The organism is Methylobacterium sp. BI1 (assembly GCF_056680125.1).
The window spans coordinates 3,257,016-3,281,195 of record NZ_CM155267.1 but is presented as its reverse complement, the minus strand read 5'-3'; the positions used below and the strand labels follow the sequence as shown (position 1 = coordinate 3,281,195).

21 protein-coding genes, 2 pseudogenes and 1 riboswitch are annotated in these 24,180 nt (G+C 70.5%); of the genes and pseudogenes, 15 read left to right on the top strand and 8 right to left on the bottom strand.

The features are described 5' to 3' along the window. Positions 1–308 precede the first annotated feature (308 nt). Positions 309–610: pseudogene (locus AC1MGR_RS15400) on the bottom strand (IS3 family transposase); the annotation flags it as partial. A 1,142-nt stretch (positions 611–1,752) separates the two neighbouring features. Between AC1MGR_RS15400 and AC1MGR_RS15395 the strand changes: the two are divergent. From AC1MGR_RS15395 to AC1MGR_RS15370, 6 genes and pseudogenes are all read left to right on the top strand, one after another. Then, entirely contained in the window at positions 1,753–2,271 is a 519-nt protein-coding gene (locus AC1MGR_RS15395; RefSeq protein ID WP_108039038.1) for a sigma-70 family RNA polymerase sigma factor, read from the top strand. A gap of 18 nt (positions 2,272–2,289) precedes the next feature. After that, positions 2,290–3,267 carry a FecR family protein gene (locus AC1MGR_RS15390; RefSeq protein WP_480232169.1) on the top strand — a complete coding sequence of 326 codons (978 nt, stop codon included), beginning with the start codon at positions 2,290–2,292 and terminating at the stop codon, positions 3,265–3,267. A 268-nt stretch (positions 3,268–3,535) separates the two neighbouring features. Then, positions 3,536–3,757: pseudogene (locus tag AC1MGR_RS15385) on the top strand (transposase); the annotation flags it as partial. A gap of 346 nt (positions 3,758–4,103) precedes the next feature. Continuing rightward, positions 4,104–4,268: a ribosome modulation factor gene (locus tag AC1MGR_RS15380; protein WP_108039042.1), complete on the top strand. Its 165-nt coding sequence runs from the start codon at positions 4,104–4,106 to the stop codon at positions 4,266–4,268. Beyond that, positions 4,265–4,396: a hypothetical protein gene (locus AC1MGR_RS15375; RefSeq protein WP_480232168.1), complete on the top strand. Its 132-nt coding sequence runs from the start codon at positions 4,265–4,267 to the stop codon at positions 4,394–4,396. Before AC1MGR_RS15380 ends, AC1MGR_RS15375 begins: the two co-directional genes overlap by 4 nt. A gap of 133 nt (positions 4,397–4,529) precedes the next feature. Continuing rightward, positions 4,530–4,910: a VanZ family protein gene (locus AC1MGR_RS15370; protein WP_480234811.1), complete on the top strand. Its 381-nt coding sequence runs from the start codon at positions 4,530–4,532 to the stop codon at positions 4,908–4,910. A gap of 49 nt (positions 4,911–4,959) precedes the next feature. Here the strand turns inward: AC1MGR_RS15370 and AC1MGR_RS15365 are convergent, their stop codons facing one another. Together AC1MGR_RS15365 and AC1MGR_RS15360 are read right to left on the bottom strand one after the other, a co-directional pair. After that, positions 4,960–5,205: a hypothetical protein gene (locus tag AC1MGR_RS15365; RefSeq protein ID WP_108039046.1), complete on the bottom strand. Its 246-nt coding sequence runs from the start codon at positions 5,203–5,205 to the stop codon at positions 4,960–4,962. Positions 5,206–5,312: 107 nt separating this feature from the next. Then, positions 5,313–5,516 carry a hypothetical protein gene (locus tag AC1MGR_RS15360; RefSeq protein WP_108039048.1) on the bottom strand — a complete coding sequence of 68 codons (204 nt, stop codon included), beginning with the start codon at positions 5,514–5,516 and terminating at the stop codon, positions 5,313–5,315. A gap of 542 nt (positions 5,517–6,058) precedes the next feature. Here AC1MGR_RS15360 and AC1MGR_RS15355 point away from each other — a divergent pair. Next, positions 6,059–6,850 (top strand): sigma-70 family RNA polymerase sigma factor, encoded by a 792-nt coding sequence (locus AC1MGR_RS15355; RefSeq protein ID WP_480232167.1) that lies wholly within the window; start codon positions 6,059–6,061, stop codon positions 6,848–6,850. A 69-nt stretch (positions 6,851–6,919) separates the two neighbouring features. Here AC1MGR_RS15355 and AC1MGR_RS15350 read toward each other — a convergent pair whose 3' ends face one another. Genes AC1MGR_RS15350 through AC1MGR_RS15340 form a run of 3 tightly spaced genes read right to left on the bottom strand, consistent with a single transcriptional unit; the run spans position 6,920 to position 12,696 of the window. Next, entirely contained in the window at positions 6,920–9,421 is a 2,502-nt protein-coding gene (locus AC1MGR_RS15350) for a hypothetical protein (protein WP_480232166.1), read from the bottom strand. A 53-nt stretch (positions 9,422–9,474) separates the two neighbouring features. Then, on the bottom strand, positions 9,475–10,926 hold the full coding sequence (locus AC1MGR_RS15345) for an HlyD family type I secretion periplasmic adaptor subunit (RefSeq protein ID WP_480232165.1): 1,452 nt from the start codon (positions 10,924–10,926) through the stop codon (positions 9,475–9,477). Positions 10,927–10,929: 3 nt separating this feature from the next. Next, a complete protein-coding gene (locus AC1MGR_RS15340) occupies positions 10,930–12,696 on the bottom strand; it encodes a type I secretion system permease/ATPase (RefSeq protein ID WP_480232164.1) in 1,767 nt (588 codons plus the stop codon). A 295-nt stretch (positions 12,697–12,991) separates the two neighbouring features. On the opposite strand from AC1MGR_RS15340, the gene AC1MGR_RS15335 reads away from it, so the two are divergent. Next, on the top strand, positions 12,992–13,315 hold the full coding sequence (locus AC1MGR_RS15335) for a helix-turn-helix domain-containing protein (RefSeq protein WP_210205190.1): 324 nt from the start codon (positions 12,992–12,994) through the stop codon (positions 13,313–13,315). A 59-nt stretch (positions 13,316–13,374) separates the two neighbouring features. Here the strand turns inward: AC1MGR_RS15335 and AC1MGR_RS15330 are convergent, their stop codons facing one another. Beyond that, the gene (locus tag AC1MGR_RS15330; protein WP_108039059.1) at positions 13,375–13,563 is read right to left on the bottom strand and encodes a DUF2934 domain-containing protein; all 189 of its coding nucleotides are present in this window, start codon (positions 13,561–13,563) and stop codon (positions 13,375–13,377) included. Between the two features lie 170 nt (positions 13,564–13,733). Further along, positions 13,734–13,935: riboswitch (cobalamin riboswitch) on the top strand. A 311-nt stretch (positions 13,936–14,246) separates the two neighbouring features. Between AC1MGR_RS15330 and AC1MGR_RS15325 the strand changes: the two genes are divergently transcribed. The 7 genes from AC1MGR_RS15325 (at position 14,247) to AC1MGR_RS15295 (ending at position 23,761) form a co-directional block, all read left to right on the top strand. Continuing rightward, a complete protein-coding gene (locus AC1MGR_RS15325) occupies positions 14,247–16,535 on the top strand; it encodes a TonB-dependent receptor (protein WP_480232163.1) in 2,289 nt (762 codons plus the stop codon). Continuing rightward, entirely contained in the window at positions 16,535–17,971 is a 1,437-nt protein-coding gene (locus AC1MGR_RS15320; protein ID WP_480232162.1) for a PepSY domain-containing protein, read from the top strand. Before AC1MGR_RS15325 ends, AC1MGR_RS15320 begins: the two co-directional genes overlap by 1 nt. A 109-nt stretch (positions 17,972–18,080) precedes the next feature. Next, the gene (locus AC1MGR_RS15315) at positions 18,081–19,673 is read left to right on the top strand and encodes an FAD-dependent oxidoreductase (RefSeq protein ID WP_480232161.1); all 1,593 of its coding nucleotides are present in this window, start codon (positions 18,081–18,083) and stop codon (positions 19,671–19,673) included. Between the two features lie 199 nt (positions 19,674–19,872). After that, on the top strand, positions 19,873–20,619 hold the full coding sequence (locus AC1MGR_RS15310; protein ID WP_480234810.1) for a Crp/Fnr family transcriptional regulator: 747 nt from the start codon (positions 19,873–19,875) through the stop codon (positions 20,617–20,619). Positions 20,620–20,904: 285 nt separating this feature from the next. Then, positions 20,905–21,669: a bacteriorhodopsin gene (locus tag AC1MGR_RS15305; protein WP_108039070.1), complete on the top strand. Its 765-nt coding sequence runs from the start codon at positions 20,905–20,907 to the stop codon at positions 21,667–21,669. After that, the gene (locus AC1MGR_RS15300; RefSeq protein ID WP_480232160.1) at positions 21,669–22,586 is read left to right on the top strand and encodes a Brp/Blh family beta-carotene 15,15'-dioxygenase; all 918 of its coding nucleotides are present in this window, start codon (positions 21,669–21,671) and stop codon (positions 22,584–22,586) included. Before AC1MGR_RS15305 ends, AC1MGR_RS15300 begins: the two co-directional genes overlap by 1 nt. Before the next feature lie 182 nt (positions 22,587–22,768). Continuing rightward, positions 22,769–23,761, top strand: a complete 993-nt coding sequence (locus tag AC1MGR_RS15295) for an SDR family oxidoreductase (RefSeq protein ID WP_480232159.1) — start codon at positions 22,769–22,771, stop codon at positions 23,759–23,761. A 76-nt stretch (positions 23,762–23,837) separates the two neighbouring features. On the opposite strand, the gene AC1MGR_RS15290 is transcribed toward AC1MGR_RS15295, so the two are convergent. Next, complete coding sequence (locus AC1MGR_RS15290) at positions 23,838–24,053, bottom strand: hypothetical protein (protein WP_146180511.1); 216 nt, start codon at positions 24,051–24,053, stop codon at positions 23,838–23,840. Between the last annotated feature and the right edge of the window lie 127 nt (positions 24,054–24,180).

The window sequence follows — 24,180 nt, the reverse complement described above, 5'->3', positions numbered from 1 at the left end:
CCAGCCCGTGTCCGCATCCCGGCAACCCCCTGCGAAGGAAATGCTTCGCTTCACCGGGTCTGACGTTCAGCGGCACGGAAGCGTCAGCGCGCTGGGCTAAAATTTTCTTGCGAACGGAACTTTCGATCGTGAGCCGATTCCAAAGCGTGATCCTCGCAGATGCGCTCCGCCTTCCTCCCGAACAGGGTCACGTACGATGTTCGGGTGGAGTCGCGATTGTCCCGACGGCCTCTCGTCACCTGAACGGTTTGCCCGCACTTGTGTTTGCTTCAACCCCACCGGGTTTCCCGAAGGCAATTTGGTGTGGGTCAGGTTGCCAAGGCTCGCATCTCGGTCCGGGCATAGTAGCGCGCTTCAGCCCCGGCGGGAGAGATCTTCCCGATTGGTTTGAGCAGGCGGCGGGTTTTGAACCCATCGACCCATTCGAGGGTGGCGAACGCGACGGCCTCGAAGGAGCGCGACAGGCAGCGGCGATGGATCACCGCAGCTTTGAACAGGCTGTTGATCGTCTCCGCCGGCGCGTTGGTCGTAGCTGTCGCCGACGCTGCCGACGGACCTCGACATCAGCCTGGGCGAGCCGATCGGTATAGCGCAGGGCAAGGTATTGAGTGGATACAAACGGTGGTTGCGACGGCCTCGCGGAGGGCGTTCGTGCTGGCAAGTCGGCGGCGTTCGGATCGGGCACTTCGAGAGAAGCTGCGATCGCCGGGTCGTCCCGGGGTCGGGCTGCAGGGGACGCGACGGGGGTTTCGGGCATTCATTGCCCGTGGCCTTTCGAGTCCGTGCTCGGGTCGCCCCGCAAACCCTTGTCCCGCCCAGACTGCCGGATCCAGTTCCGGAGTGTCTCGCCCGAACAGTCGATCTTGGCCGCGATCGAACCGATCGCCGCCCATTGCGGGGTATGCTCGCCTTGATGGTTCAGCACCATCCGCACCGCTCGGGCGCGGACCTCACGAGAATATGGCAGTGTTCGCTTCGTCTTGGCTCCACCTTCTCAAGAATTGGAGCCTCCGGGAAACCCGGCGCCGGTCATACGCCGTGCTTTTGTTCGACTGTGCCGAATGACAAACCAGGAGGGACCTGCTCCTTGCTGCCAACACAAGCGTCTCGCCCCTTCAAGATCGCTCGCACAAGCTCAAATCGGTCGAGAATCCTTCGTAGGCCGTGTGAATAAACTAACTCGATAGCCGGATCTCTCGGTCCCTTGGCGACCGTCTTCACCAGTGCTGCGATACCTAGACAGAGCTCATCTCTGAGCCGCCGCGTTTCATATCCCTGGGTACGCATCGGCGCATATACCGACCCCTCATCAGCGTCCGGCAGTGCCACAGAGAAACTTACGAAAAATATTGAACCCAAGCGACCAACAGAAAACAATAATCAATAAGATAAATCCCTGAGATAGCGTGGCATCAGAATTTCTGCACAACTTCCAAGGTAAAATCGAAATAAAATCGATGGATATATGAATTTTTATTCTATTTCTGAATTTTATTCACATAGAAAATATTGCTTAAAGGTTGATTAGGGCCAGCGGACAGCCTGCTGCGGTCGCTATCTCGTGCGTCGATACGAACGATATCCAAGTCAAAGGCCACCCATAGCGCGCAGACGCTTCCGGGCATGACAAATTGGCCTGGGATTTGCATTTGACAAACCGGGAGAACAGAACAGCACGCACTGAACGTTTACTGTATAATTACAACAAATTGAGCCATTGCCGATGTATCAAGCGCGTAAAAAGGACGATGAATGCCCCAAGCGATATTTCATCGAAATCATACGGTGCTAGATCACTTGTTTCGGACGCACAGCGGGTGGTTGTCTGGTTGGCTAAGTAGGCAGCGCTGGACTGTGCAATCGTCCGATGACCTGACATCGGACGTCTTCCTTGCTCTGTTGACAATACCCAACTTGGAAGCAGTGAGCCAGCCGCGCGCAATGATGACGACGATCGCGCGTCGCCTCATCCACGATGCGCGTCGACGGGACGATCTTCGACGCTCCTATGAATCGGAGTTGATGGCCCTCCCGGAGGCGCTGGAAATCTCAGCCGAGGACCGGTTGATCCTCATCCAAGCACTTCAAGCTTTGGACGCGATGCTCTCAACCTTATCCCACAAAGCGAGGACCGCGTTTCTGAGAAGTCAGATCGAAGGTGTTTCTTACGCAGAGATTGCAGACGAACTTGGTGTTTCGGTCAGTATGGTCCGCAAGTATGTTGCTCAAGGACTGCGCGCAGCCTATGCCACGGTCGATCGACGAGGTTGAGCAGCGTGGGTCGGTCGCATGTCGCCAATGCAACAGCTTGAGGACCCGCACGCGGAAGCCGCGGTCGAGTGGATGGTGGAGATGAATTCGGGCACGATGTCCGAAACTCAGCTCCACGCTTTCGAAACGTGGTTGAGGGCGGATCCCGCCAACGAGACCGCCTGGATTCGGCTCCAAGAGGGCCTGCTGCCATGCGGTATTGCCGCGCGAAACGGGATGATGGGACATGACCTCCTGACCCGGCGTCTCGCGGCGACGCGGCGGAGCCGCCGGACCTTCATCACGGGCTTCGCCGGCGTGATCGGCGTGGGAACGATCGGCTCCGGCATCGCTGACCGGTTCGTACCACTCGGCAACATCCTGGCTGATCGCTTCACACACACGGGCAAGCAAGAGACAGTGACGCTTCCCGATGGAAGCGAAATTGTTCTTGCGTCGCGCACTGCGGTCAACATCGTCTACGAGACCGGATTGCGCGCCGTACAACTCTTGAGCGGTGAGATACTGGTCCGGGCTGCCTCAAGGGCAACGCCTTTCGAAGGCCGAACCGGTTCGATGGTGCTGGAAACCTTCGCCGGGACCTTTCTCGTCGAGAACCGCGGCGAGCGCCTCGCCGTGACCGGCGTGCAGGGGTCGGGCCGCATCAGGCACGCTCCGGGAGGCTATGAGCCGGTTGCTCCCGGAGACTTGGTAGAGTTCGCTGACGGGAACACACAGCGGCGGAAGGTCGATATCGAGGCCGCAACGTCTTGGCTCAATGGATTGCTCGTGGCCAAAGACAGCAATCTGATCGCGATCACGACTCAGTTGCAGCGCTACTTCTCTGGCATCATCCAAGTGGATCCCATGATCGGGGACCTGCGCGCCACGGGCGTCTTCTCCCTGCGCAATCCGGAGGCAGCCCTCGACGCACTCGCCGAGTCGCTCAATCTTTCGATCACACGTGTCTCCCGACTCTGGATTAGGCTCGGTCCGTCGGGGCGAGGCACGGTGTGACAATTATTTTTCGTTACCTGCACCAACTCTTTCGCAGGCTCGACGGTCAACCTGGGCAGGCAGGAAACGGAGAGCTGACGTAGATGAGGGACTTGTCAGGACGAGTGAACCACGCTCCTCTGATTCGTCGGCGAACGTATCGCTGATCCTGCCGGTGGCCATCGCACACGCCGATCGAACGTACCGATTCAACGCCCCACGCGGCGAGCTCGGCACTGTGCTCACCCGAATCGCCTTGGCCTCGGGAACCCCGATCGTCGCGCCGGCCATGTCCGATCTCACGGTCCTGCCGTTCGCGTTTCCATCCGTGCGGAGCAAGAGGCTTACAGCCGAATCGGATGGCGGATGCCTGACCTCGGATGGTGGCGCCCCGCTGCTAGCCCAGGCCGCCCGGCGATTGGACATCGCTTTGAAACTCACCGCGGTGATCCGGGATCGGCAAGACTGGAGCCGGATCGCACATCCGGTACCCGAGATCCTGCTGGCCCGCAGGGGCATTGTCTCGCGGGTCATTTCGCCTCCCTCAGGTCCGTGGTCTCAAGCTCGCCCAGCTTGAAACATGGCTCGCATACCCGCCGGTCACACCGGCTGCAATTTATCTTCTGATTTCAAATACACCCGCGATTTCACCTACATGGGCGCTCGAATTTATCCTCGAACCGGAGCGCCATCTCTTTCCAAAGCCGTCGCTGGGAAGGACAATGCCTTCCGCTGACAGTCTGATGCGGATGCCGGCCCGAGATCCGTCGCGCCGGGAGGCCGGGGTTCGGCAGGCGTGGCCGCGGTGGTCGCGGCAAGCCCTTGGAGGGCCTGTCCCGGCGCCCTATCTCCGGAGCATGACAGAGCCGCCGGACGACAACCTGGATCACTACGCGCTGGGGTTCTACGCCCCCGGCAAGGGTCTGCGGCGGGAGGATTGTCCCTATGCCGAGGGCACCGAGGCGCAGGCCCGGTGGGTGGCGGGCTATGACGCCGCCCTGAAGGAGGGCGAGGGCGCGTGATGGTCTTCCTCCGCCTGCTCCATCTCCTCCGCGTCTGGACCCTGGTATCCGTCCCGGCCGGCATCGTGATCGGCAAGCTCCTCAAGGCGAACCGCCGGGCGACCAGCCGGCCCGTCGACCGTCCGTAGGGGCGGCGCGGCACCGGTCTTCATCGGCGATCGTGCCGTCGCCGAGCCCAGCGCCGGCCGGGGACCGAGCCCCGCCACGTCCTTCGCACACCCGCACGCAGCACCGCGCGGATCAGGAGAGGTGAGGAGCGTGATGTCACGACGTCTGGCCGCCCTTCCGAGGCTCGTCCGCGTGGCGGCCTGGCTGAGCGTGGGCGCCCTGGTCTGGCTGTCCTGGATTCCGCGGGACTGGGAAGCGCGCACCTCCCTGCCGGGGCAGGTCGAGCACGCCGTCGCGTATGCCGGGACGGCCGGCCTGTTCGTCCTCGGCTACGGTGCCGGGCTGCGCTGGTGGCGGATCGGCGTCCCCCTCGTCGTCCTGGGGGCCATCATGGAGGTCGGCCAGCTCTGGGTGCCCGGCCGGACGGCACAGGTCATCGACTTCCTGGCCAGCGGATCGGGCGCCCTCGTCGGCGCTGCCTGCGGCACGGCCATCGTCCGGCGTCTGCGCGCGCACGCGCCGCCATCGCGTTAGGGGCTGGCCGAGCCAGGCGCCGTCACGGGGACGGCCCGCAGGCTCCCCGTCACGCTTCCCAGGGTGCGGCGGGCGAGGCCTTGGAATTCCAAAGGAGCGAGGTCACGACATAGGTCGCCTCGACCGCCACCAGCATCCAGACCGCATCGGTCAGGACGATCCCGAGGGACCGCTGCTCCAGGGCGCCCTCGATGCCGATCGCGACCGCCAGCAGCGATACGATCACCAGAAGGCCCGGCAGACGAACGGCCTGGCTTGCGGCGGCTCCGAGTGAGGCGAAACAGATCAACAGCATGTGCACACCAACGACATCGGTGGCCAGACTACCTAGGTATTAAGACGACACAAGCGAAAATAAACAGCAGTTTTGTGCTTTGCACCATTTCAGCTGCACTGCAATCATTATTCAAGGATCAGCCTCAGCACAGCGTAACCGACCCAACAGAGGAAGACGATCCAGGCGAGCGTCAGGCCGAACCCGAGCCCCAGGACCGCGAGGGTCGAGACCTTGTGCAGGACACGGCCGAGGGCGGCCTGTCGCGGCGGGATCGCGGGCGCGTCGACGAGCGGTTGGGGATCGTCCGGATTCTCCGGTAACCGGTTCATCGATATCGACCTATGGAGATGAAGACAGTCGTGCAGCCTGGGGACGGCAGCCCTCAACGCAGCCGGACGCGCGATTGTTTCCGGGCTCGCTCGGCGCTCAAGACATCGTGCGATCGGCGCAAGCATATCCGTCTTCGCACGAATTTTCCGGCTCTAGCGACGAAGTACGAAAGCTTTGCGTCGAAGATCGGCTTTCTTTTTAAGAACTCTGATTCAAGACAGACATCTTCGGCATTCAGACTTGCCAAAGTCTTCGATTGAGATCGCAGCGGGACCGGACGCTTCTACCGGACGACCGATCTGTCTCGGCGGCCGAGATTCGGCGTGGCGGGACGGGACGACCGTGCCGCCGGCCAGGCGTGTCGGGTGGGAGCGTCCGTCCGACTGGACGGGCGCCCAGCACCGGGGCCCGGACCGGCAGCGATGCACAGGTTCGCACATCGCCCCGCACCGAACCCATCCCGCCCTTGATCGTTATACAGCGACTGCCTATTGCATGTTTGCTGTACGGACAGATCGGGACGATGGAGACCGCGTCGAGAATGGTGTTCCACCTGGAGCTTACGCCTGAGCTTCCCGCGTCCGAGGTCGACGGCGCCCCGCCCGGGCCCGATGGGCCCAAGGCCGTCCCCGCAACGGACGAGGCGGCCCAGGCCGGATCGGGAAAGGCAGAGTCGGGAAAGGCAGAGTCGGGCAGGCCCGACGGACGGCCGATCATCGAGGCCGGCGAGCGGTTCGGGCTGGGCGCCCGGTTGCGCACCCTCTACGCCTCGAGCTTCGGCGCCCGGACGCCCGAACATCTCCTGATCCTCGTCTCCCGTCTCGAGGCGGCCCTGAACGGCGGCGACGGCGGCGGCGACACGTTCCGCGAGGACCTTCTCGGGCTGCTTCCCGACCTGCGGCGCTTCGCGCAGTCGCTCGCGCACGGCGCGGACCAGGCCGAGGATCTCGTTCAGGAAACGCTGCTGAAGGCGTGGCAGAACCAGAAGCGCTACCGGCCCGGTACCAACCTGAAGGCCTGGACCTTCACGATCCTGCGCAACCAGTTCTACACCGAGAAGCGGAAGTCGCGCCGCGAGGTGGCGGATATCGACGGGGCCGCCGCCGGGCAGCTGATCGAACTGGCCGACCAGCTGCACCGGGTTGCCCTCCGGGAGGTCTGGTCCCGCATCCGCACCTTGCCCGAAGCGCAGCAGGAGGCGCTGCTCCTCGTGGCCGCCCAGGGCATGACCTACGAGGAGGCCTCGGCGGTCCTGGGCTGCCAAGTCGGCACCGTGAAGAGCCGGGTCAGCCGGGCGCGCAAGAGCTTTCCCGACACCCTCGGGATGCCCTGACCGTCCGGGGCTCACCCGCCCCTGCGCGGCCGGGGCGGCGGCCCTCGAACGGGGTCGGTCCGACCGGGGTCAGGTATGGAAACCGGGATGGTGGAGCCCGCCGCCGCCGTGATCCGACAGGCCCACCAAGCCCACCTCCGCAGGGGGGCTGGGTTCCGCGGGCATGCCCGCCGGTTCGGGAACGGCCGAGGCCTGTCCGGGGGATGCGAATCCCGAAGAGGCATGAGCCGCGTGTGCCGATCCCGCGTGTGCCGAGCCCGGCTGCGGGGCGGGGGCGTGCGGCGCCTCCGCGGCGAAGACCAGGTTGCCGCCGGCATCGACGCTCGCCGCGAGGGGGACGCTCGCCGCGGCGGGCTTGACCGGGTCCGGCCCGGCGGCGTCCGGAGCGCCCGCATGGGCGGCGTCCACCGGCGGGGCCTGCGCGTGCGACCCCGGGGCGGGATCGGACGCCGCCACGGTCCTGCCCTGTCCGGCTCCCATCGCGGCGCCCCCCGGCGCCGCGTGCGCCGGGTCGGGGCCGGCCGCCGGAGGCTCTCCCGCTGCGCTCCCCGGGTGGGCCGCGTGGACCGGGGCCGCGTCCGGCGCCGCGTGGCTGCCCGGAGCCGGCTCCGCGGCCTGTAAGGCCTGGCCCCGGTCCGCGGCGGCCGCGTGGCCCTCGCCGGTCCGAGCCGGGCCGTGACCGGCGTCCGCCACGTCGGCCCGCGCGCCCGGGTCGCCGCGCCCCTGGACCGGCTCCGGATGGTTCGGCCCCGCCTCCGGCGCGCCCGCAGCGTGCCCGGCCGTTTCGGAACGCGCGCCGACGCCCGGCCGGCCGGCTTCATCGGCCGGGCCGGAGGGCTGGGATCCGGCAGCCCCGGTCATCCCGGGGGTCGCCCCGGCCTGCGCTGCCGCGGCGTGATCCGATGCGGCGTGATCCGAACCGGCATGGTCCGAACCGGCACGAGCGGAGGCGGTCTGGTGCGGCTCGGTGCGCCCGTCCTCAAGATGGGAGGACGGGGCGGGCGCCGGTTCGACGGGCGCCGACGCGGCCCGCGCCGCGCCATGCTCCTGGGCACCGGGTTCGGTAAGGCCGTCGATCCCGGCCTGGCCGCCGCTGCGGTTCGGGGAACCGCCCCCGTCCGAGCCGCCGCCGGCGCGGCCGTCCTCGGCGTGGCTCGCTCGGCCCTGGCTCGCTTGGCCCTGGCTGGCCTGGAGCTGGCTCACTTCGACCTGACCGACCTCGGCGTGGCGATCCTGCGGATGCGCGGCGTGGTCGGACACAGCCGTCGCCGCGCGGGCGCCGTCGTCGCCCGGGCCGTGACGGGCGGACCCGGCGTCGCGCCCCGCCTCGTCCGCGACCCGATCCGGGCCGCCGCGGGCCGCGTCCGACGCGCGGGCGTTCCCGCTCCGGCCCTCGTCCCGGACGGAAGCCGCCTCGGCGAGGGCCGTCGACCGCGTCTCGGCGGCGGTCGCGGCGGGGCGCGTCCAGGGGCCTTGCGCCGGCGCGGCCTCGTGCGCCGGCGTGGCCGCGTCCACCGCCCGGGTCGCGGTCGTCGGAACCTCGGCCGTGGCCGGCGCGGCCGCCCCCGGAGCGCCGTCGCCGGCGCGCGTGGCGCCGCTCTCCGCGACGGCCTCGCCCGGCTTCGACGCGCCGGCGGTGCGGGACGGGTCCGCCTCCGCCACCCGCCCGTGGGCCGGGCCGTCCGCCTCCAGGGCGGCATGGCCGGGATCGCGCGCCGGGGACGGACCGGGGCCCGGGCCGGAGGCGTCCGTCCGGCCGGCCGGCGTGACCGGCGCGGCCGGTTCGCGGGCGGCCGGCGCCGACGCGCCGCTGCCCATCGGCCCGGCCGCGCCGACCGCGCCCGGGGCGCCGGAGGTCGCGGCCGCCTCGGCGCGCTCCCAGGCCGAGGCACCGACGGCGTCCCCGGCGCCGGGGTTCGCCGCCCCGGCGGCCATCGCGTCGGATGCGGCCTCCTCCGCCGGGCGCGCGGCGGCGCCGTCGGGGGCGAAGGCGGTCGCGGCGAAGATCATCGCGGAGAACACGATGGCGTCGACCTGCTTGCGCTGGCCGTCCCGCTCGGCGGCGGCGCCGTCCGGCAGGGCGTCGGCGGCCGGCTGCGGGCGGTTCGCCGCGCCCGGCCCGGCACCGGATTCCGCCGATGCCGCCGCCCGGGCCTCGTCCGGGGCCAGGGCGAGGGCCGCCGCGGCCACGAGGGCGGCCAGGAGCGCCGCGGGATGGACGGTGAGCCGGGTGCCCTCGCCGCCGCGCGGAAACGGCAGGAGTTCGGCGTGGCGCTGCGCGATCTGGTTGATGAGCGCGCGGAAGTCGCTGTCCCACATCGGCCCGTCGAAGGCCGGCGAGGCCACGACGTAGCGGCCGTCGATCCGGGCGACGTGCAGGATCTCGTCGCCGTCCGGGCGGCAGAAGACGAACCAGGGCTCGGCCTCGTCGCTCAGGCCCTGCGCGCTGGCCACCGGCAGGCCGGCCCGGATCAGGGCGGCCTCCACGCGGTAGAACTCCGCGAGTTCCTGCTGCGACCAGCCGCCCCGGCTCGTCTGCGCCGGCCGGAAAAACGAGAGCACCGCACTCATTGGAAGTCCTCTCCCGGGAAGTCCTCTCCCGCGTTCGTCACGATCCGCCGGTCCTATCGCTCGTGGAAGGCGCGCCCGAGCGCGTCGAAGAACGGGCCGAGGAGGTATTCCAGGGCCGTGCGCTCGCCCGCCGAGACCGTGATCTCGGCCGGCAGGCCCGCGACGAGGCGGGGACGCACCGTCTCGGGCAGCTGGCGCTCGTCGATCTCGACGGTGCCGGCGAAGTAGGGTTGCTTCGTCCGCTCATCGAGCAGGCGATCCCGCGAGACCAGGGTCACGGTACCGAGGAGGGTCGGCATCCGCCGGCTCTGGAAGGCCGGAAACTTGATCTCGGCCCGCATGCCGGCCTGGACGGCCTCCAGGTCGTTGGGCGCGAACTGGACGCTGACCACCAGCCGGTCGCTGGTGGGCACGATCTCCATCAGCGGCTCGCCGGAGCGGATCACCTGGCCGAGGGTGTAGACCTTGAGGTCCTGGATCACGCCCGGGTGGGAGGCCCGGATCTCGTGCCGGCGCAGGACGTCCTGCGCCACGACGAGCTTCTCGCGCAGCTCGACGATGCGCTGGCGGGTCTCCAGCAGCTGGGCCGTCAGGGCCTCCTGCCGCTTCTGGCGCAGCTGGGCGGCCTGCATCCCGGCCTCGTTGATGCCGTTCTGCGCCTTGGCCGTCTCCGCGACCGAGCGCCCGATGACCCCCGAGAGCCGCGTGCGCTCGCGCTCCATCATCAGCACCCGGGACAGGGGAATGAGGTCCTTCTCGCGCAGGGCGCGCAGGCCCTCCAGCTCCTGCTGGATCAGGGCGACCTGCTGCTCGACGGCCGTCTTCTCCACCGCCAGCCCCGACATCTCGGTCCGCAGCTGCGTGATCTTGGCCTCGGTGAGCGAGAGCTGCAGCTGGAACGAGGCCTGGCGCTCGGCGAGCTGGCTCGCCTGGTCGTCGATCATCCGCGCGATGGCGGCCTCGCCGCGCCGCTCCGCGATCTCGGGCGGCAGGTCGAGGCGCGCGCCCGAGGCCTGCTCGGCCCGGAGCCGGGCTTCGAGGATCAGGGCGGCGTCGAGCTGGCCGCGGAACAGGTCCGCGCTGGCCCGGGACTGCAGGGGATCGACCCGCAGCAGGACCTCCCCCGCACGGACGCTCTGCCCCTCCTTGACCAGCACCTCCTGGACGATGCCGCCCTCCAGGTGCTGGACGGTCTTGCGGCTGCCCTCGGCGACGATCACCCCGGGGCTGATGACGGCGCGGTCGAGGCGCGCGAAGGCCGCCCAGCCGCCGGCGATCCCGAAGGTCGCCAGGATGAGGAGGTAGCCGGCAGCCGCGTACCAGCGCCAATCCACCAGGCGGGACAGGTCGGCCGCCGCCGGGGGCAGGGCGGGTGCCGCGGCCGGCGAACCGGCGCCCGCCCGTGGCGGGGCTTCTACCTTGGGCAGGGCCTCTCCCTTGGGCAGGGCCTCTCCCGTGGGCAGGGCCTGGGCCTTGAGAAGGGCTGAAGCGTGCGGCAGCGCCATGGCTCAGCCCGCGCTCCGCTGGGGGTCGAAGGCCCGGCGCGGCTCGGGCAGCGCCGAGACCCCGGCCGCCGGCACGACGTGCGGCACCGGGCGCGGCCCGAGCAGGGCGCCCAGGATCGACTCGGCCGGGCCGAAGCTCTGCACCGTGCCGGCATTCAGCACCAGCACGGCGTCGGCATCGGCCAGGAGGGCGAGCTTGTGCGTGACGATCACCACCGTGGTGCCGTCCGCCCGCAGGGCCGCCAGGGCCCGCATCAGGGCCGCCTCGCCGGGCTGGTCGAGGCTGGCATTCGGCTCGTCGAGGAGGACGAGGCTCGGATCGCCGTAGAGCGCGCGGGCGAGGGCGATGCGCTGGCGCTGGCCGCCGGACAGGCCGTGGCCGCCCGGGCCGATCACGGTGTTGTAGCCGTCGGGCAGGGCCTGGATCAGGTCGTGGCAGCCGGCGCGCCGGGCCACGGCGAGGACCGCCGCATCCTCCGCCGGCCCGAAGCGCGCGATGTTCTGCGCCACCGTCCCGTCGAACAGCTCCACGTCCTGCGGCAGGTAGCCGACGTGCCGGCCGAGCTCCTGCGGATCCCAGTGCCGCAGCTCCGCCCCGTCGATGCGCAGGCTGCCGCCGGTCAGCGGCCAAATCCCGGTCATCGCCCGGACCAGGGTCGACTTGCCGGCCGCGCTCGGCCCGACGACGCCCACGAGCTGTCCGGGCTCGATCCGGAAGCCGACGCCCTGCAGGATCGCCCGGGAGGCGCCGGGGGCCGCCACGGCCAGGGCCTCGGCCTCGATCAGCCCGCGCGGACGCGGCAGGGACACCCGCGCGGCCTCCGGCCCCGCCATGGCCAGGAGTTCGGCGAGGCGGCGATGGCTCGCGCGGGCGGCGGTGAAGCCCTTCCAGTTGCCCACCACCGCCTCGATCGGGGCGAGGGCCCGGCCGATGATGATCGAGGCCGCGATCATGGCGCCGCCCGTGATCTCCCGGTGGATGGCGAGGTAGGCGCCGGCGCCGAGGACGAGGAGCTGGAGGAGCAGCCGCACGAACTTCGTGGCCGCCACGATGAGCCCGGCCCGGTCGCTCGCCCGCGCCTGGAGCAGCAGCACCTCGTCGTGGCGCCCCCGCCAGAGCGCCCGCATGGCCCCCAGCATGCCCATCGCCCGCAGCACCTCCCCGTTGCGGAAGCTCGCCCCCGCCTGGTGCCCGGCGAGCCGGGCGGCCCGGCCGGCGGAGTCGAGGGCGTGCCGCGTCGCGACCTCGTTGAGCAGCGTCAGCCCGAGGATGAGCCCCCCGCCGACCAGCGCCATCGTGCCGAACCACGGATGCAGGAGGAAGCAGGCCACGAGGAAGATCGGAGCCCAGGGCAGGTCGCAGAAGGCCAGGATGCCGCTGCCGGTCAGGAACTCGCGCAGGACGTCCACGTCCCGCAGCACGGCGTCGTGCGGCCCGCCGGGCCGCAGCAGCGCCCCGCGATGGGCGGCATCGAAGATCGGCTCCGCCACCCGCCGGTCGAAGATCAGGCCGCCCCGCACGAGGAGGCGCGAGCGCAGCATCTCCAGGGCGGCGTAGACGCCGAGCCCGAAGACCGCGATCAGGGTGATGCCCAGGAGCGTGGTCTCGTTCCGGCTCGGCAGCACGCGATCGTAGATCTGCAGCATGTAGAGCGGGCTGACGAACAGCAGAAGGTTGATGAAGAACCCGAAGGCGACCGCCGTCGCCAGGACGGGCCGCATCGCACGCAGGCCGTCGCTCAGCACCGACCGCGTCGTCTGCGTGTTCATGCTGCGCTCTGCATCCTCGTGCGGGCGCAGGCGACGCGAGATCTGAGCGTCCCCGGCGATCCCGAGTCTGAATTCTTCATCCGCCGATGATAGCGCAGTTTGGACTGTTTCCAACAAGCTTGCCGGCGACGCCGCCGGGCCGTCCACGACGGGCAGCGCGACCGGGCCGCGACCGCGCGCGGGCGCCGGCCGGACCGGCGCCGTCTGGACAGTCTCCCGGGTCCTGCTCTATATGGAATTTACTGTACAAATTGATCGTGCCCCAACCATCGCTGCCCGAGGAGGGATGTCCCGCGTGTACGCTCACCACCAACGCCTGGATTCGGAGGGGGTGCTGGAACTGCGCCGGGAGGGCGGTCGCTTCCTGAAGAACCTGCGCGAGGCACGCGGCCTGTCCCAGCGCCAGCTCGCCGCCCTGGTCGGGGCCGAGTACTACACCTTCATCTCGCAGCTGGAGACCGGACGCGGCCGGATCCCGCCGGATCGCTACCGCGCCTGGGCCGCCGCCCTCGACGTTCCCGCCAAGGACCTCGTCCGGGACCTGATGCGCTTCTACGATCCGCTCACCCACGAGATCCTGTTCGCGGACGACGCGGCGGCGCCGCCCCCGAACGGCTGAGGCGCCCCGGGCCCGCGGCCCCGGGCCAGCCCCCTGCAGTGTCGGGGAGAGATGCAGGTTCAGGGACGGACCGCGTCCTCCTGCACCGGTGCGTCCGCCTTCTGGGTGGTGCGGGCGCGCTCGGCCCGCAGCTCCCGCTCGGCCATCAGCCAGAACTCGACCTCGAACCCCTCGGGGCGGTGGTTGCGCTCCCAGATCTCATGGGCGCGCTCGCGGATCCGCTCGAACGTGATCCCGTCCTCGGACATCGTGCTCTCTGCTCCTTCAGTCTCGGTCACAGCGTCACAGCCCGGTTCTTCCTGCTGGGCCAACGCTTCACCGCGGGATTTGTCCCCCGATCGGCGCGCATACGCCCCGGCCGACCGCCCACGGGGCGGTTGCCGAACCCCGGACGGGTTTGACTGCGGTACCGGAAACGGCCTAGCTTATCCGCGACGGTTCCTCTTTATCGAGGATCAAAAGGGAACGCGGTGAGGACGGGCGTCCGAGGCCGCGGCTGCCCCCGCAACTGTAAGCGGCGAGCCCATCATCAACACGTCACTGGGTGCCTTGCATCTGGGAAGACGATGAGAGGGCGGTGACCCGCGAGCCAGGAGACCTGCCGTCAGTCGTGGTCACACGCGAAACGCATCGGGCGGGGTGTCCTGGTGGGTGTCGGGGTGGATGCCGTTCGGCATCCAGGCCGGCCTCGTTCGCGGTGACGTGCCACTTCGCGCGACCCGTCGCGTCAGCCGTCCCGTCGATGCCCGTCCTCGCCCGCGCGTTCCGCTTGCCCACGCCCGATCCGGCCGCTCCGCGCGGCCCGGACGCGGCTGCGTGGCGGACAAGACCGCGTCCGGCACCTTTCAGCGATTGTAACATTATAACATTCGCTTTAGCGAGGAGGGCTCGTCGGTCCCGACCGATGCCCGCGCCCTGTCCCGGTTGCCCCATGCCCGTCGCACAGACCCAACTCCGCACCGCCAACGCCCCGCGATCCCGCCAGGATCTTCCCGTCGGGCTCCTTCCCGGCGGGTTTCTTCCCGTCGGAATTCTGCCCGTCGGGGTCCTGCCCACCCTGGTCCTGCCCCTGGCGGCCCTCCTCGGCGGCCTGCTGCCGATATCCGCCGGGGCTCAGACCCGGGAGTCCCAGACGCAGGGAGCTCTGCCGGCCGTGACCCTGGAGACCCTGGAGGTCTCGGGCTCCGGTCGCGGCGGCCCGGCCCCCGCCGAGGGGCTCAACCTGCGCAGTCCCGCCCGCAGCGCCAGCCGCCTCGGGCTGACGCCACTGGAGACCCCCGCCAGCGTCGACGTGATCGCGGGCGAGACCACCCGCCTGCGCGGCCAGAACACCGTGGCGGAGGCCGTCACCCAGAACGCCACCGGCATCACCACGGTGGCGGCCCCGGGCAACGGCAACGGCGCCTTCACGGCCCGGGGCTTCGCCGGCCCGAACTCGATCCAGCAGCTCTACGACGGCACCCGCCTGTTCGTCGGCGCCGGCACCGTGACCTTCCCGTTCGACACCTGGAACGTGGAGCGCATCGAGGTGCTGCGCGGCCCGGCCTCCGTGCTCTACGGCGACGGCGCCATCGGCGGCGTGGTCAACGTGGTGACGAAGAAGCCGGTCTTCACGCCCCTCAACGAGGCCCGCGCGGCCCTGGGCTCGGACGGCCTCGCGCGGCTCGCCCTCGATTCCGGCGGCCCCATCGGCGAGGCCCTGGCCTACCGCCTCAACATCAGCGGCAACCGCGCCGAGGGCTGGATCGCGCCGGACGGCAGCTTCCGCAACCTCGCGGTCTCAGGCGCCCTGACCCTGCAGGCGACGCCGGACCTCGCCGTCACCCTGAGCCATGATTTCGGCTATCAGGAGCCGACCCGCTACTGGGGCACGCCCCTGGTCAACGGGCGCATCCTCGAATCCATCCGGTTCAACAACTACAACGTCCGCGACGCCCGGATCCTCTGGACCGACAACTGGACGCAGCTGCGCGCCGAGTGGACGCCGAGCGCCGACGTGACCGTGCGCAACACCGCCTACCGGCTGCAGAGCCGGCGCCAGTGGCGGGACGTGGAGCAATACGCCTTCAACCGCGACACCGGGCGGATCGACCGCTCCGACTACCTCGAGATCTACCACCGCCAGGAGCAGATCGGGAACCGCCTCGACGCCACGGTCCGCGGCAGCCTGTTCGGGTTCCGCAACGAGGTCCTGGCCGGGTTCGACGTGAACCACATCGCCTTCCGGCACACCAACAACTTCTTCTTCGACACCAGCACCAGCGTCGATCCCTTCGCCTACGACCCGGGCACGTTCCCCGCCGAGGGCCGGGCCCGGCCGGCCTACGCCACCAGCACCTCCCAGGCCTCCGTCTTCGCCGAGAACCGCCTGATCCTGTCCGACCAGGTCTCCCTGCTGGCGGGCGTGCGCTACGACGCGCCCGTCCTGCACCGCACCGACCTCGTCACCGGCGCCAGCTTCGACCGCGACTTCCGGGCCCTGAGCTACCGCTTCGGCGCCGTCTACAACCCGACGCCGCTGCTGGCGCTCTATGCCCAGTACGCCACCGCCACCGATCCCGTCGGCAGCCTGATCTCCCTGTCGCAGAGTCTCGCCAACTTCCGGCTCTCCACCGGCGAGCAGGTCGAGGTCGGCGCCAAGGGCGTCGCCTTCGGCGGCCAAGTCGAGTGGACGCTCGCCGGCTACCGCATCGTCAAGGACAACCTGATCTCGGCGGTGCCGGGCCAGCCGACGCTCGCGACCCAGGTCGGGCAGCAATCCTCGGTGGGCGTCGAGGCGGCCCTGAGCCTGCACCTCGCCGAGGCCTGGCGCATTGACGCCAACCTGGCGCTGCTGCATGCCCAGTACGACCGCTTCGACCAGGCGGTCGGCGGCACGGTGGTGTCCTATGCCGGGCGCCAGCCCCTCGACGTGCCGGAGCGCGTCGGCAACCTCTGGGTCAACTGGGCCTTCGCCCCGGCCTGGGAGGCCCGGGTCGGCCTGCAGCACGTGGGCGAGACCTTCAGCGACTTCGGCAACCAGGCCCCGCGCCCGGCCTACACCCTGGTCAATGCCGGGCTCGACCATCAGGTCACGCCGGATTCGCGCCTGTCCCTGCGCGCCTACAACCTGTTCGACACGATCTACGCGATCAGCGGCAACGCCGTGAACGGGGTCGGCACCAACTGGCTCCTGGGCCGGCCGCGCTCCGTCGAGGTCGCCTACAGCGTCCGGTTCTGATGCGGGCCGTGCTCAAGCCCCTGAAGCGCTGGCTGATCCTCGGCCATCGCTGGCTCGGCATCGCCACCGGGCTGTTCCTCGCCGCCTGGGTGCTGTCGGGGCTGGTGATGCTCTACGTGGCCTTCCCGGCCCTGACCGAGGCCGAGCGCCTGTCCCGCCTCGCGCCGATCGCCTGGGACCGGGTCCTCCTCGGCCCGGACGCGGCCCTGGCCCGGGCCGGCCTCGCGGCGGAGCCCGGCGGCCTCAGCCTGTCCATGCGGGCCGGGACGCCGGTCTACCAGGTCACCACCCGCGACGGCGCCCGGCACCCGGTCTCGGCCGAGACCGGGGCGGCCCTCGGCCCGATCGACGCGGCGGCGGCCCGGGCCCCGTTCGGCGCCGGCGCCACCGTGCGGGCGGTGACCCGCGACCAGTGGACGGTGCGCGACCGCTACGACCCGGTGCGCCCCTTCCACGTGGTGGCGCTGAACGACGACGCCGGCACCGAGCTCTACGTCTCGGCCCGCACCGGGGCGGTCGTCCTCGACACCACCCGCCGGGAGCGCCTGTGGAACTGGCTCGGGGCGATCCCGCACTGGTTCTACCCGACGCCCCTGCGGGCGCGGGCGGAGCTCTGGCGCGGCGCCGTGCTGTGGGTCTCCGGCCTCGCCACCGCCGGGGTGCTCAGCGGTCTCGCCCTCGGGATCTGGCGCCTGCGCCTGCGACGGCCCTACGCCTCCGGGGCGGTGACCCCCTATCGCGGGCTCGCACGCTGGCACCACCTCCTCGGCACCCTCGGGGGCCTGAGCCTGCTGAGCTTCGTGGCCAGCGGCTGGCTCTCCATGAATCCGAACCACTGGTTCTCGCCCCGCACGCCCCCGGCGGCCCTGCGGGAGGCCTATGCCGGCCCCCCGGCGCCGATCGCCCGAGAAGCCCTGGACGCGCTGGCCCTGGACGCGCTGGCCCGGCCGGGGATCGTCGAGGTCCGGTTCACCCGGGTCGACGGCCGGAACGTCCAGGTCGCCGCCGATGCGCGGGGCCACCGGGCGGTGGCGCCCGCGCCCACGGAGGCGACCCTGCGCGCCGCCGCGGCCCGCGCCCTGCCGGAGGCCCGCCTCGCCGCGGCCGAGACCCTGACCGCCTATGACGCCTACTGGTATCCCCACCACGACACCCGGCCGCTGCCGGTGCTGCGCCTGCGCTTCGACGACCCGGCCGGGACCTGGCTCCACGTCGACCCCGAGACCGGCGCGCTCCTCGACCGCCTCGATGCCAGTGGCCGGCTCCAGCGCTGGCTGTTCGAGGCGCCGCACCGCCTCGACTTCGGAAACCTGTTCCAGGCCCGCCCGGCCTGGGACGCGGTGATGTGGCTCCTCAACGGCCTCGGCGCGGCCATCGCCCTCTCGGGCGTGGTGCTGGGCTGGCGCCGCCTGCGCCGCACGATGCGGACGGGGTAGGGGGCCTCGGCCGACCGGGCGGAGCCCGCGATGTCGCACGCTGCAACCGGACCGGGCCCGGCGACTTGACCGCCGGGCGCGACGGCGCGCGCCGGGAGAGTTGCCAGCCATGTCCGGAACCGAGATCCGCCTCGCCCTCGACGCGATCCCGATGGGGGGCATGGCCGAGGGGAAATCCGGCGACGACGCGGTGCTGTTCGTGCGCGACGCCACGGGCGTGCGGGCGTTCCAGGCGAAGTGCCCCCATCTCGGGGCGCCCCTGGCCAAGGGCGAGATCTGCGGCGGGCGCCTGTACTGCCCCTGGCACAAGGCCGCCTTCGCGCTGGCCGACGGGCGCCTGGAGGAGCCGCCGGCCCTCGACGCCCTGACGCGCTACCCCGTCCGCCTCGATGGGTCCGACGCCGTCGCGACCCTGACGCCCGAGCCGGCCAAGACCGAGCCGGCACAGGCCAGGACGGCGACGACCCAGCCGGCGCAGGTGCTCATCGTCGGCGCGGGCGCGGCGGCCGTCGCCTGCGTCAAGACCCTGCGGCGCGAGGGCTATGACGGCCGCATCACGCTGGTCGGCCGCGAGGCGCACCCGCCCTACGACCGGACCAAGCTCTCGAAGCAGTTCCTGGCCAAGCCGACCCCGCCGGAGAAGACCTGGATCGAGCCCGACTTCGACGGGGCCAACCGGGTCGAGCGCGTCACCGCGGAGGTCGCCCGGGTCGAGCCCGCCCGGCGCAGCGTCACCCTGGCGGACGGCCGGACCCTGCAGGCCGACGCGATCCTGGTCGCCACCGGGAGCCGGGCGGTGGTGCCGGACTTCCCCGGCAAGGACCTCGACGGGGTCTTCACCCTGCGCAGCCTCGACGACGCACGCCGCCTGAGCGATGCGGCGGGCGAAGCTAAATCCGGCGAAACGAAGTCCGGCGAAGCGAAGTCCGTGGTCGTGGTGGGCGCCGGATTCATCGGCCTGGAGGCCGCCGCCTTCCTCAACAAGCGCGGGCTGTCCGTCACCGTTCTGGCGCGCGAGGACATCCCCTTCGCCAAGCGCTTCGGCGAACAGGTGGGCGCGGCGCTGAAGCGCTACCACGCGGGCAACGGCGTCACCTTCGCGACCGGCTCCGTCGCCCGGATCGCCGGCACCGGCCGCGTCGCGGCGGTCGAGACCGAGGACGGCCGGCGCCTTCCGGCCGACATCGTCCTCATCGGCGCGGGCGCCAAGCCGGAGACCGGCCTGATCGCGGACGTCGCGCCGGAGGCGGATGGCGGCCTCGCGGTCGGCGGCGACCTCGCCCTCGCCGAGGGCGTCTGGATCGCGGGCGACATCGCCGCCTTCCCGGAAACGGCCAGCGGCGAGACCGCGCGGATCGAGCATTGGCGCCTCGCCCAGCAGCACGGCACGCACGTGGCCCGGGCCATGCTCGGCCGGGACGGCGCCTTCGCGGGCGCGCCGTTCTTCTGGAGCAACCAGGGCGACAAGCGGCTCGACTACGGCGGCTACGCCAAGGGCTTCGACCGGATCATCCTGCAGGGCGACCCCGACGCCCTGGACTTCATCGCCTATTACGTCACGGGCGAGCGGGTGACCGCCGCCTGCAGCATCGGCCGCAACCCGGCCTTCACCGCCTTCCTGCACCTCCTCGGCCTGGGCCGCCTGCCCCCGGCGGCGGAGATCGAGGCCGGCGCGGACCTGCCCGCGCTGGCGCGCGCCTGAGGGGACACCGGCCGTTCGGGTCAGCCCCGAACGGCGGGGACGGGTGGACGTCCGACGGCCGGCGTCCGGGTGAAGCGGGGAACGCGTCCGGCATCGGCCCTCGGGGGAGCGCCCCGGGAACCGCACCTTGCCCCACCGCCGATCGATCCGATGCCAGAGGGGGGATTGCGTGGGATTCGACGACGCTTCCGTGACGGGGATGCTGCAGGCCAAGCTGGAAAGGACGTCGTCGCTCGATGCGGACGACCGGGCGGCGCTCTGCGACCTGCCCTACACGATCCGCCGCTTCGGCGCCCGGGAGGACATCTTCCGGTCCGGTGAGACGCCGACCTATTGCTGCCTCGTCCTGGACGGCTGGGTACACCGCTACGGGACGCTCGGCGACGGCGCGCGACAGATCCTGCTCCTATATATCCCGGGGGATCTCCCGGACCTGCAGCACCTGTTCCTCCCCCGGCTCGATCACACGCTGGCGAGCATCACGGCGAGTACCCTCGCCTTCATTCCGCACACCGCGCTCTTCGGGCTGATCGCGCGGCGCCCCCGCATCATGGCCGCCCTCTGGCGCGACACGCTGATCGATACGTCGCTGTATCGCGAGCGGGTGATGTGCCTCGGGCGCCGGTCGGCGATCGGGCGGACGGCCCATTTCGTCTGCGAGATGTATCTGCGCCAGGAGGTGGCCGGGTTGGCCGGCGATCTCCGTTGCCCGATCCCCATCACCCAGGGCCAGATCGCGGATTTCCTCGGGATCACGCCCGTCCATTTCAACCGCTCGCTCGCGGCGCTGCGGTCGCGCGGCCTGATCGCGCTGAATGGCCGGACCCTCAGCATCCTGGATCTGCGCCGCCTGATGGAGGTCGCCGAGTTCGACGCGACGTTTCTTCACCTGGGCGACGATCCGACATCGCGGTTGGTCCCGGACTGCCGCGTGCCGGCGGAGTGACGGCGGCGGAGCATCCCGTCTCCTGCCGGCGACGCGCAGCCCCCTTCGCGCACCGACCAGGCCTGTGCGATCGGCGGATCACGGCGCGATCCCGTGCCCGTGCCCGTGCCCGTGCCCGTGCTTCGCGTTCCCGGCTGACGCTTTCGTGACCGGAAACAAGTTCGGGCCCGTTCTTGATATTTATCAACACATGGGGACAGACGAAAAACCGAAATCGTATCGCAGTCGACATGCGCGGGTTAGGCACCGGACGCTGTATTTCATGCGGCGCGAAGAGGCTTTACCATGAGTTCAAACACAATATTGTGGATCACGACCGTCATCATGCTTGGCGGTGGTCTTCTGATCCTCGTCACGGGCAAGCGCCGCACGCCGACGGAGAGCCTTCACACCATCCTGCACGGGATCGTGCCGATCATCGCGGCATGCTCCTACCTGGCGATGGCCACCGGACAGGGCCTCGTGCTCCTGCCGACCACCGACGCCGTGGCGGCCGGGGCCGCGACGCCGACCCGGGTGTTCTACTTTGCCCGCTACATCGACTGGACCTTCACCACGCCGCTGCTCCTGGTCTCGCTCGGGCTGACCGCCATGCGCCACGTGCGCAAGGATTACGGGGCCATCACGGGGGCGGTGCTGGCCGACGTGATGATGATCGTCACGGCGTTCGCCTTCGGCGCCTCGCTGCAGGGCTGGACCAAGTGGACCTGGTTCATCGTCTCCTGCGTGGCCTTCCTCGGCGTCTACTACGTCATCTGGAAGTCGCAGATGGACGCCAACGCCGCTGAGCGCGACGACGTCCGGGCGACCTACCGGCGCAATGCCGCGATCCTGTCCCTGGTCTGGCTGGTCTACCCGGTGATCCTGGCGGTGGCCCCCGACGGCCTCGGCATCGTCGGCGACGCCGCCAGCGTGCTGGTGATCGCGATCCTCGATACGGTCGCCAAGGTCGTCTACGGCTACATGGCCGTTGTCTCGGACACGAAGGCGACGGACCGGGACCTGGCCGAGACGCCGGCGAGCACCACGCCCCTGCGGCGGGCCGCCTGATGCGCGGGCCGGGCGGGCGGGCGCCGCTCCTCCCGCCCGGCGCCGCCATGCCCTGCGGGATCGCCCTGCCGGTCCTGCTGGCCGGCCTGCTCGGGCCGTGGTCCGTCCAATGGGTCTGTGCCGTCGGCATCATCGTCGTGCTCGGCGTGCCGCACGGGGCCCTCGACGTCGAGATCGGGCGCACGCTGCTGCGCCGCCGCCTGGGCCGGGCGTGGTTCCCGGCCTTCGCCACCCCCTACCTCGCCCTGGTGGCCGGCGTCCTGGTCGCGTGGCGATGCGTGCCCGAAACGACGCTGGCGGGCTTCCTGGCACTCTCCGTCTGGCACTTCGGCACGGAGGAGAGCGAGGGCGGCGGCCTGCCGGCCCTCGTCCGGGGCGGCCTGCCGATCGCGCTCCCCGTCCTGCTCCATCCCGACGCGACGGCACGGGTCCTGTCCGCGGCCACGGGCCTGGCCTGGACCGTCCCGCCCCCGTGGCTGGCCTGGGCGAGCCTGCTGTGGCTGCCGCTGGCGGGCGCATGGGTCGCTCTGGCCATCCGCGACGGTGACGTCCGTCGGCTGGCCCTGCCGCTGGCCCTGAGCCTCTGCTTCTGGGCCCTGCCGCCCCTCGTCGCCTTCGCCCTCTACTTCGTCGTCGTCCATGCCCCGGCCCATACGGCCGCCCTGATCCGGCATCCCACCCGCGTCCCCCGGGTGCACGACGGGGCGAGCGCCTGGTGGCGGGCCTTGCCGACCACGCTCCTCACCGTGCTCATCGGCGCGGCCCTGTGGCCGCTCCATCAGGGCGATCCGGCGGTCCGGCTCGTAGGCCTCACACTGCAACTGCTCGCAGCGTTGACGCTGCCGCACATGCTCCTCGAAGCATGGCTCACGCGAACGGACCGCATCGCCGCCTGGAAACCGACCGTAGCAGGCTAAAAATCGGCCTCCTCATCCATATGGCAAATGGAACATCGCGGCGATCTCAGATGTTGAGGGGCGCTGTTGTTGATCAGACTGGATCTATAGCCGCATGATCGCATCAAGAACATTTGATGAGCCGGAAATTTAGCGATCAATCCGGATTTTCGACACAACTTATCGCGAAAAGGTGAAGCGTCATGGTCGGCATTGTCGTCGTCACGGGGGCAGGCGCGGGGGTCGGCCGCGCCACGGTGGACGCGTTCGCGCGGCGGGGCTACGACGTCGCCCTCCTGTCCCGCGATCCCGGCCGGCTGGAGCGCGCGGCGGCCGCGGTCCGGGGGTACGGCGTGCGGGCCCTGGCCGTGCCCACCGATGTCGCCGATGCCGAGGCCGTCGAACGCGCCGCCGATCGCATCGAGCGGGAACTCGGCCCGATCGACATCTGGGTCAACGTGGCCATGGCGACCGTCTTCGCGCCCGTCCACGCACTGACGCCGGCCGAAGCCGAGCGCGCCACCCAGGTGACCTATCTCGGCCAGGTCTACGGCATGATGAGCGCGCTGAAGCGGATGCGCCCCCGCAATCGCGGCACCATCATCAACGTGGGCTCGGCGCTGTCCTACCGCTCCGTGCCACTGCAGGCCCTCTATTGCGGGGCGAAATCGGCGATCCGGGGCTTCACGGATTCCCTCCGCTCCGAGCTGATCCACGACAAGCTCGACATCCAGCTCACCACGGTCGACCTGCCGGCGGTGAACACGCCGCAATTCGACTGGGCCCTGAACAAGATGGGCCGTCGCGCCCAGCCCGTCCCGCCGATCTACCAGCCCGAGGTCCCGGCCCGGGCCATCGTCTTCGCGGCGGAGCACCGCCGCCGGGAGGTCTGGGTCGGCTACCCCACCGTCCAGGCGATCCTCGCCAACCGCATCGCGCCCGGCCTGCTGGACCGCTACCTCGCCAGGACGGGTTACAGCAGCCAGCTGACGGACAAGCGCCTGCCGGGCGATGCCCCGGCCAATCTGTTCGCGCCGGTGCCCGGCGATTACGGCGCCCATGGCCGCTTCGACGGGCGCGCCCGCTCCGGAAGCTGGGAGATGTTCACCGACCGGCATCGCACGGCCTTCTTCGCGGCCGCCGCCCTCGGCGCGGTCTTCGGGCTGCATCGCCTCGCCAAGAAGTATCGGATCTGAGGCGTCCGCGGGCACCCCGGGCGGCGCCGGCTCCCACCGCCGGTGGGGTTCGGCGCCGTCAGGTCCGCCGGCCGGCTCAACCCGCCGCGCGCCCCTGGGTGTCGCGGCACAGGTCGGCCGCCTCGGCCATCGCCGCGCGGCCCTGGCGCAGGGCGGACTCCGCGTCGGGCAGGGAGTAGAGGGCGCCGCGCACCACCTGCTCCGCCTCGCGGACCGTCCAGCGGTAGCGGGTGGCGTCCTCGGGGCAGGGCTCAACGTCCAGGGTGAGGGGACCCATCGCTTCGCGCGCCATCGTGACCTCCTGCGGTGCCGGGTTCACGGCCTTCGGCGGGTGGACAGTCGGGGAACTCCATCCAGTCCGTGAAGGCCTCGGCGGGGTAGCTGTGCTGGCAGGAGGCGACGTGCCAGGGCCGGGGATC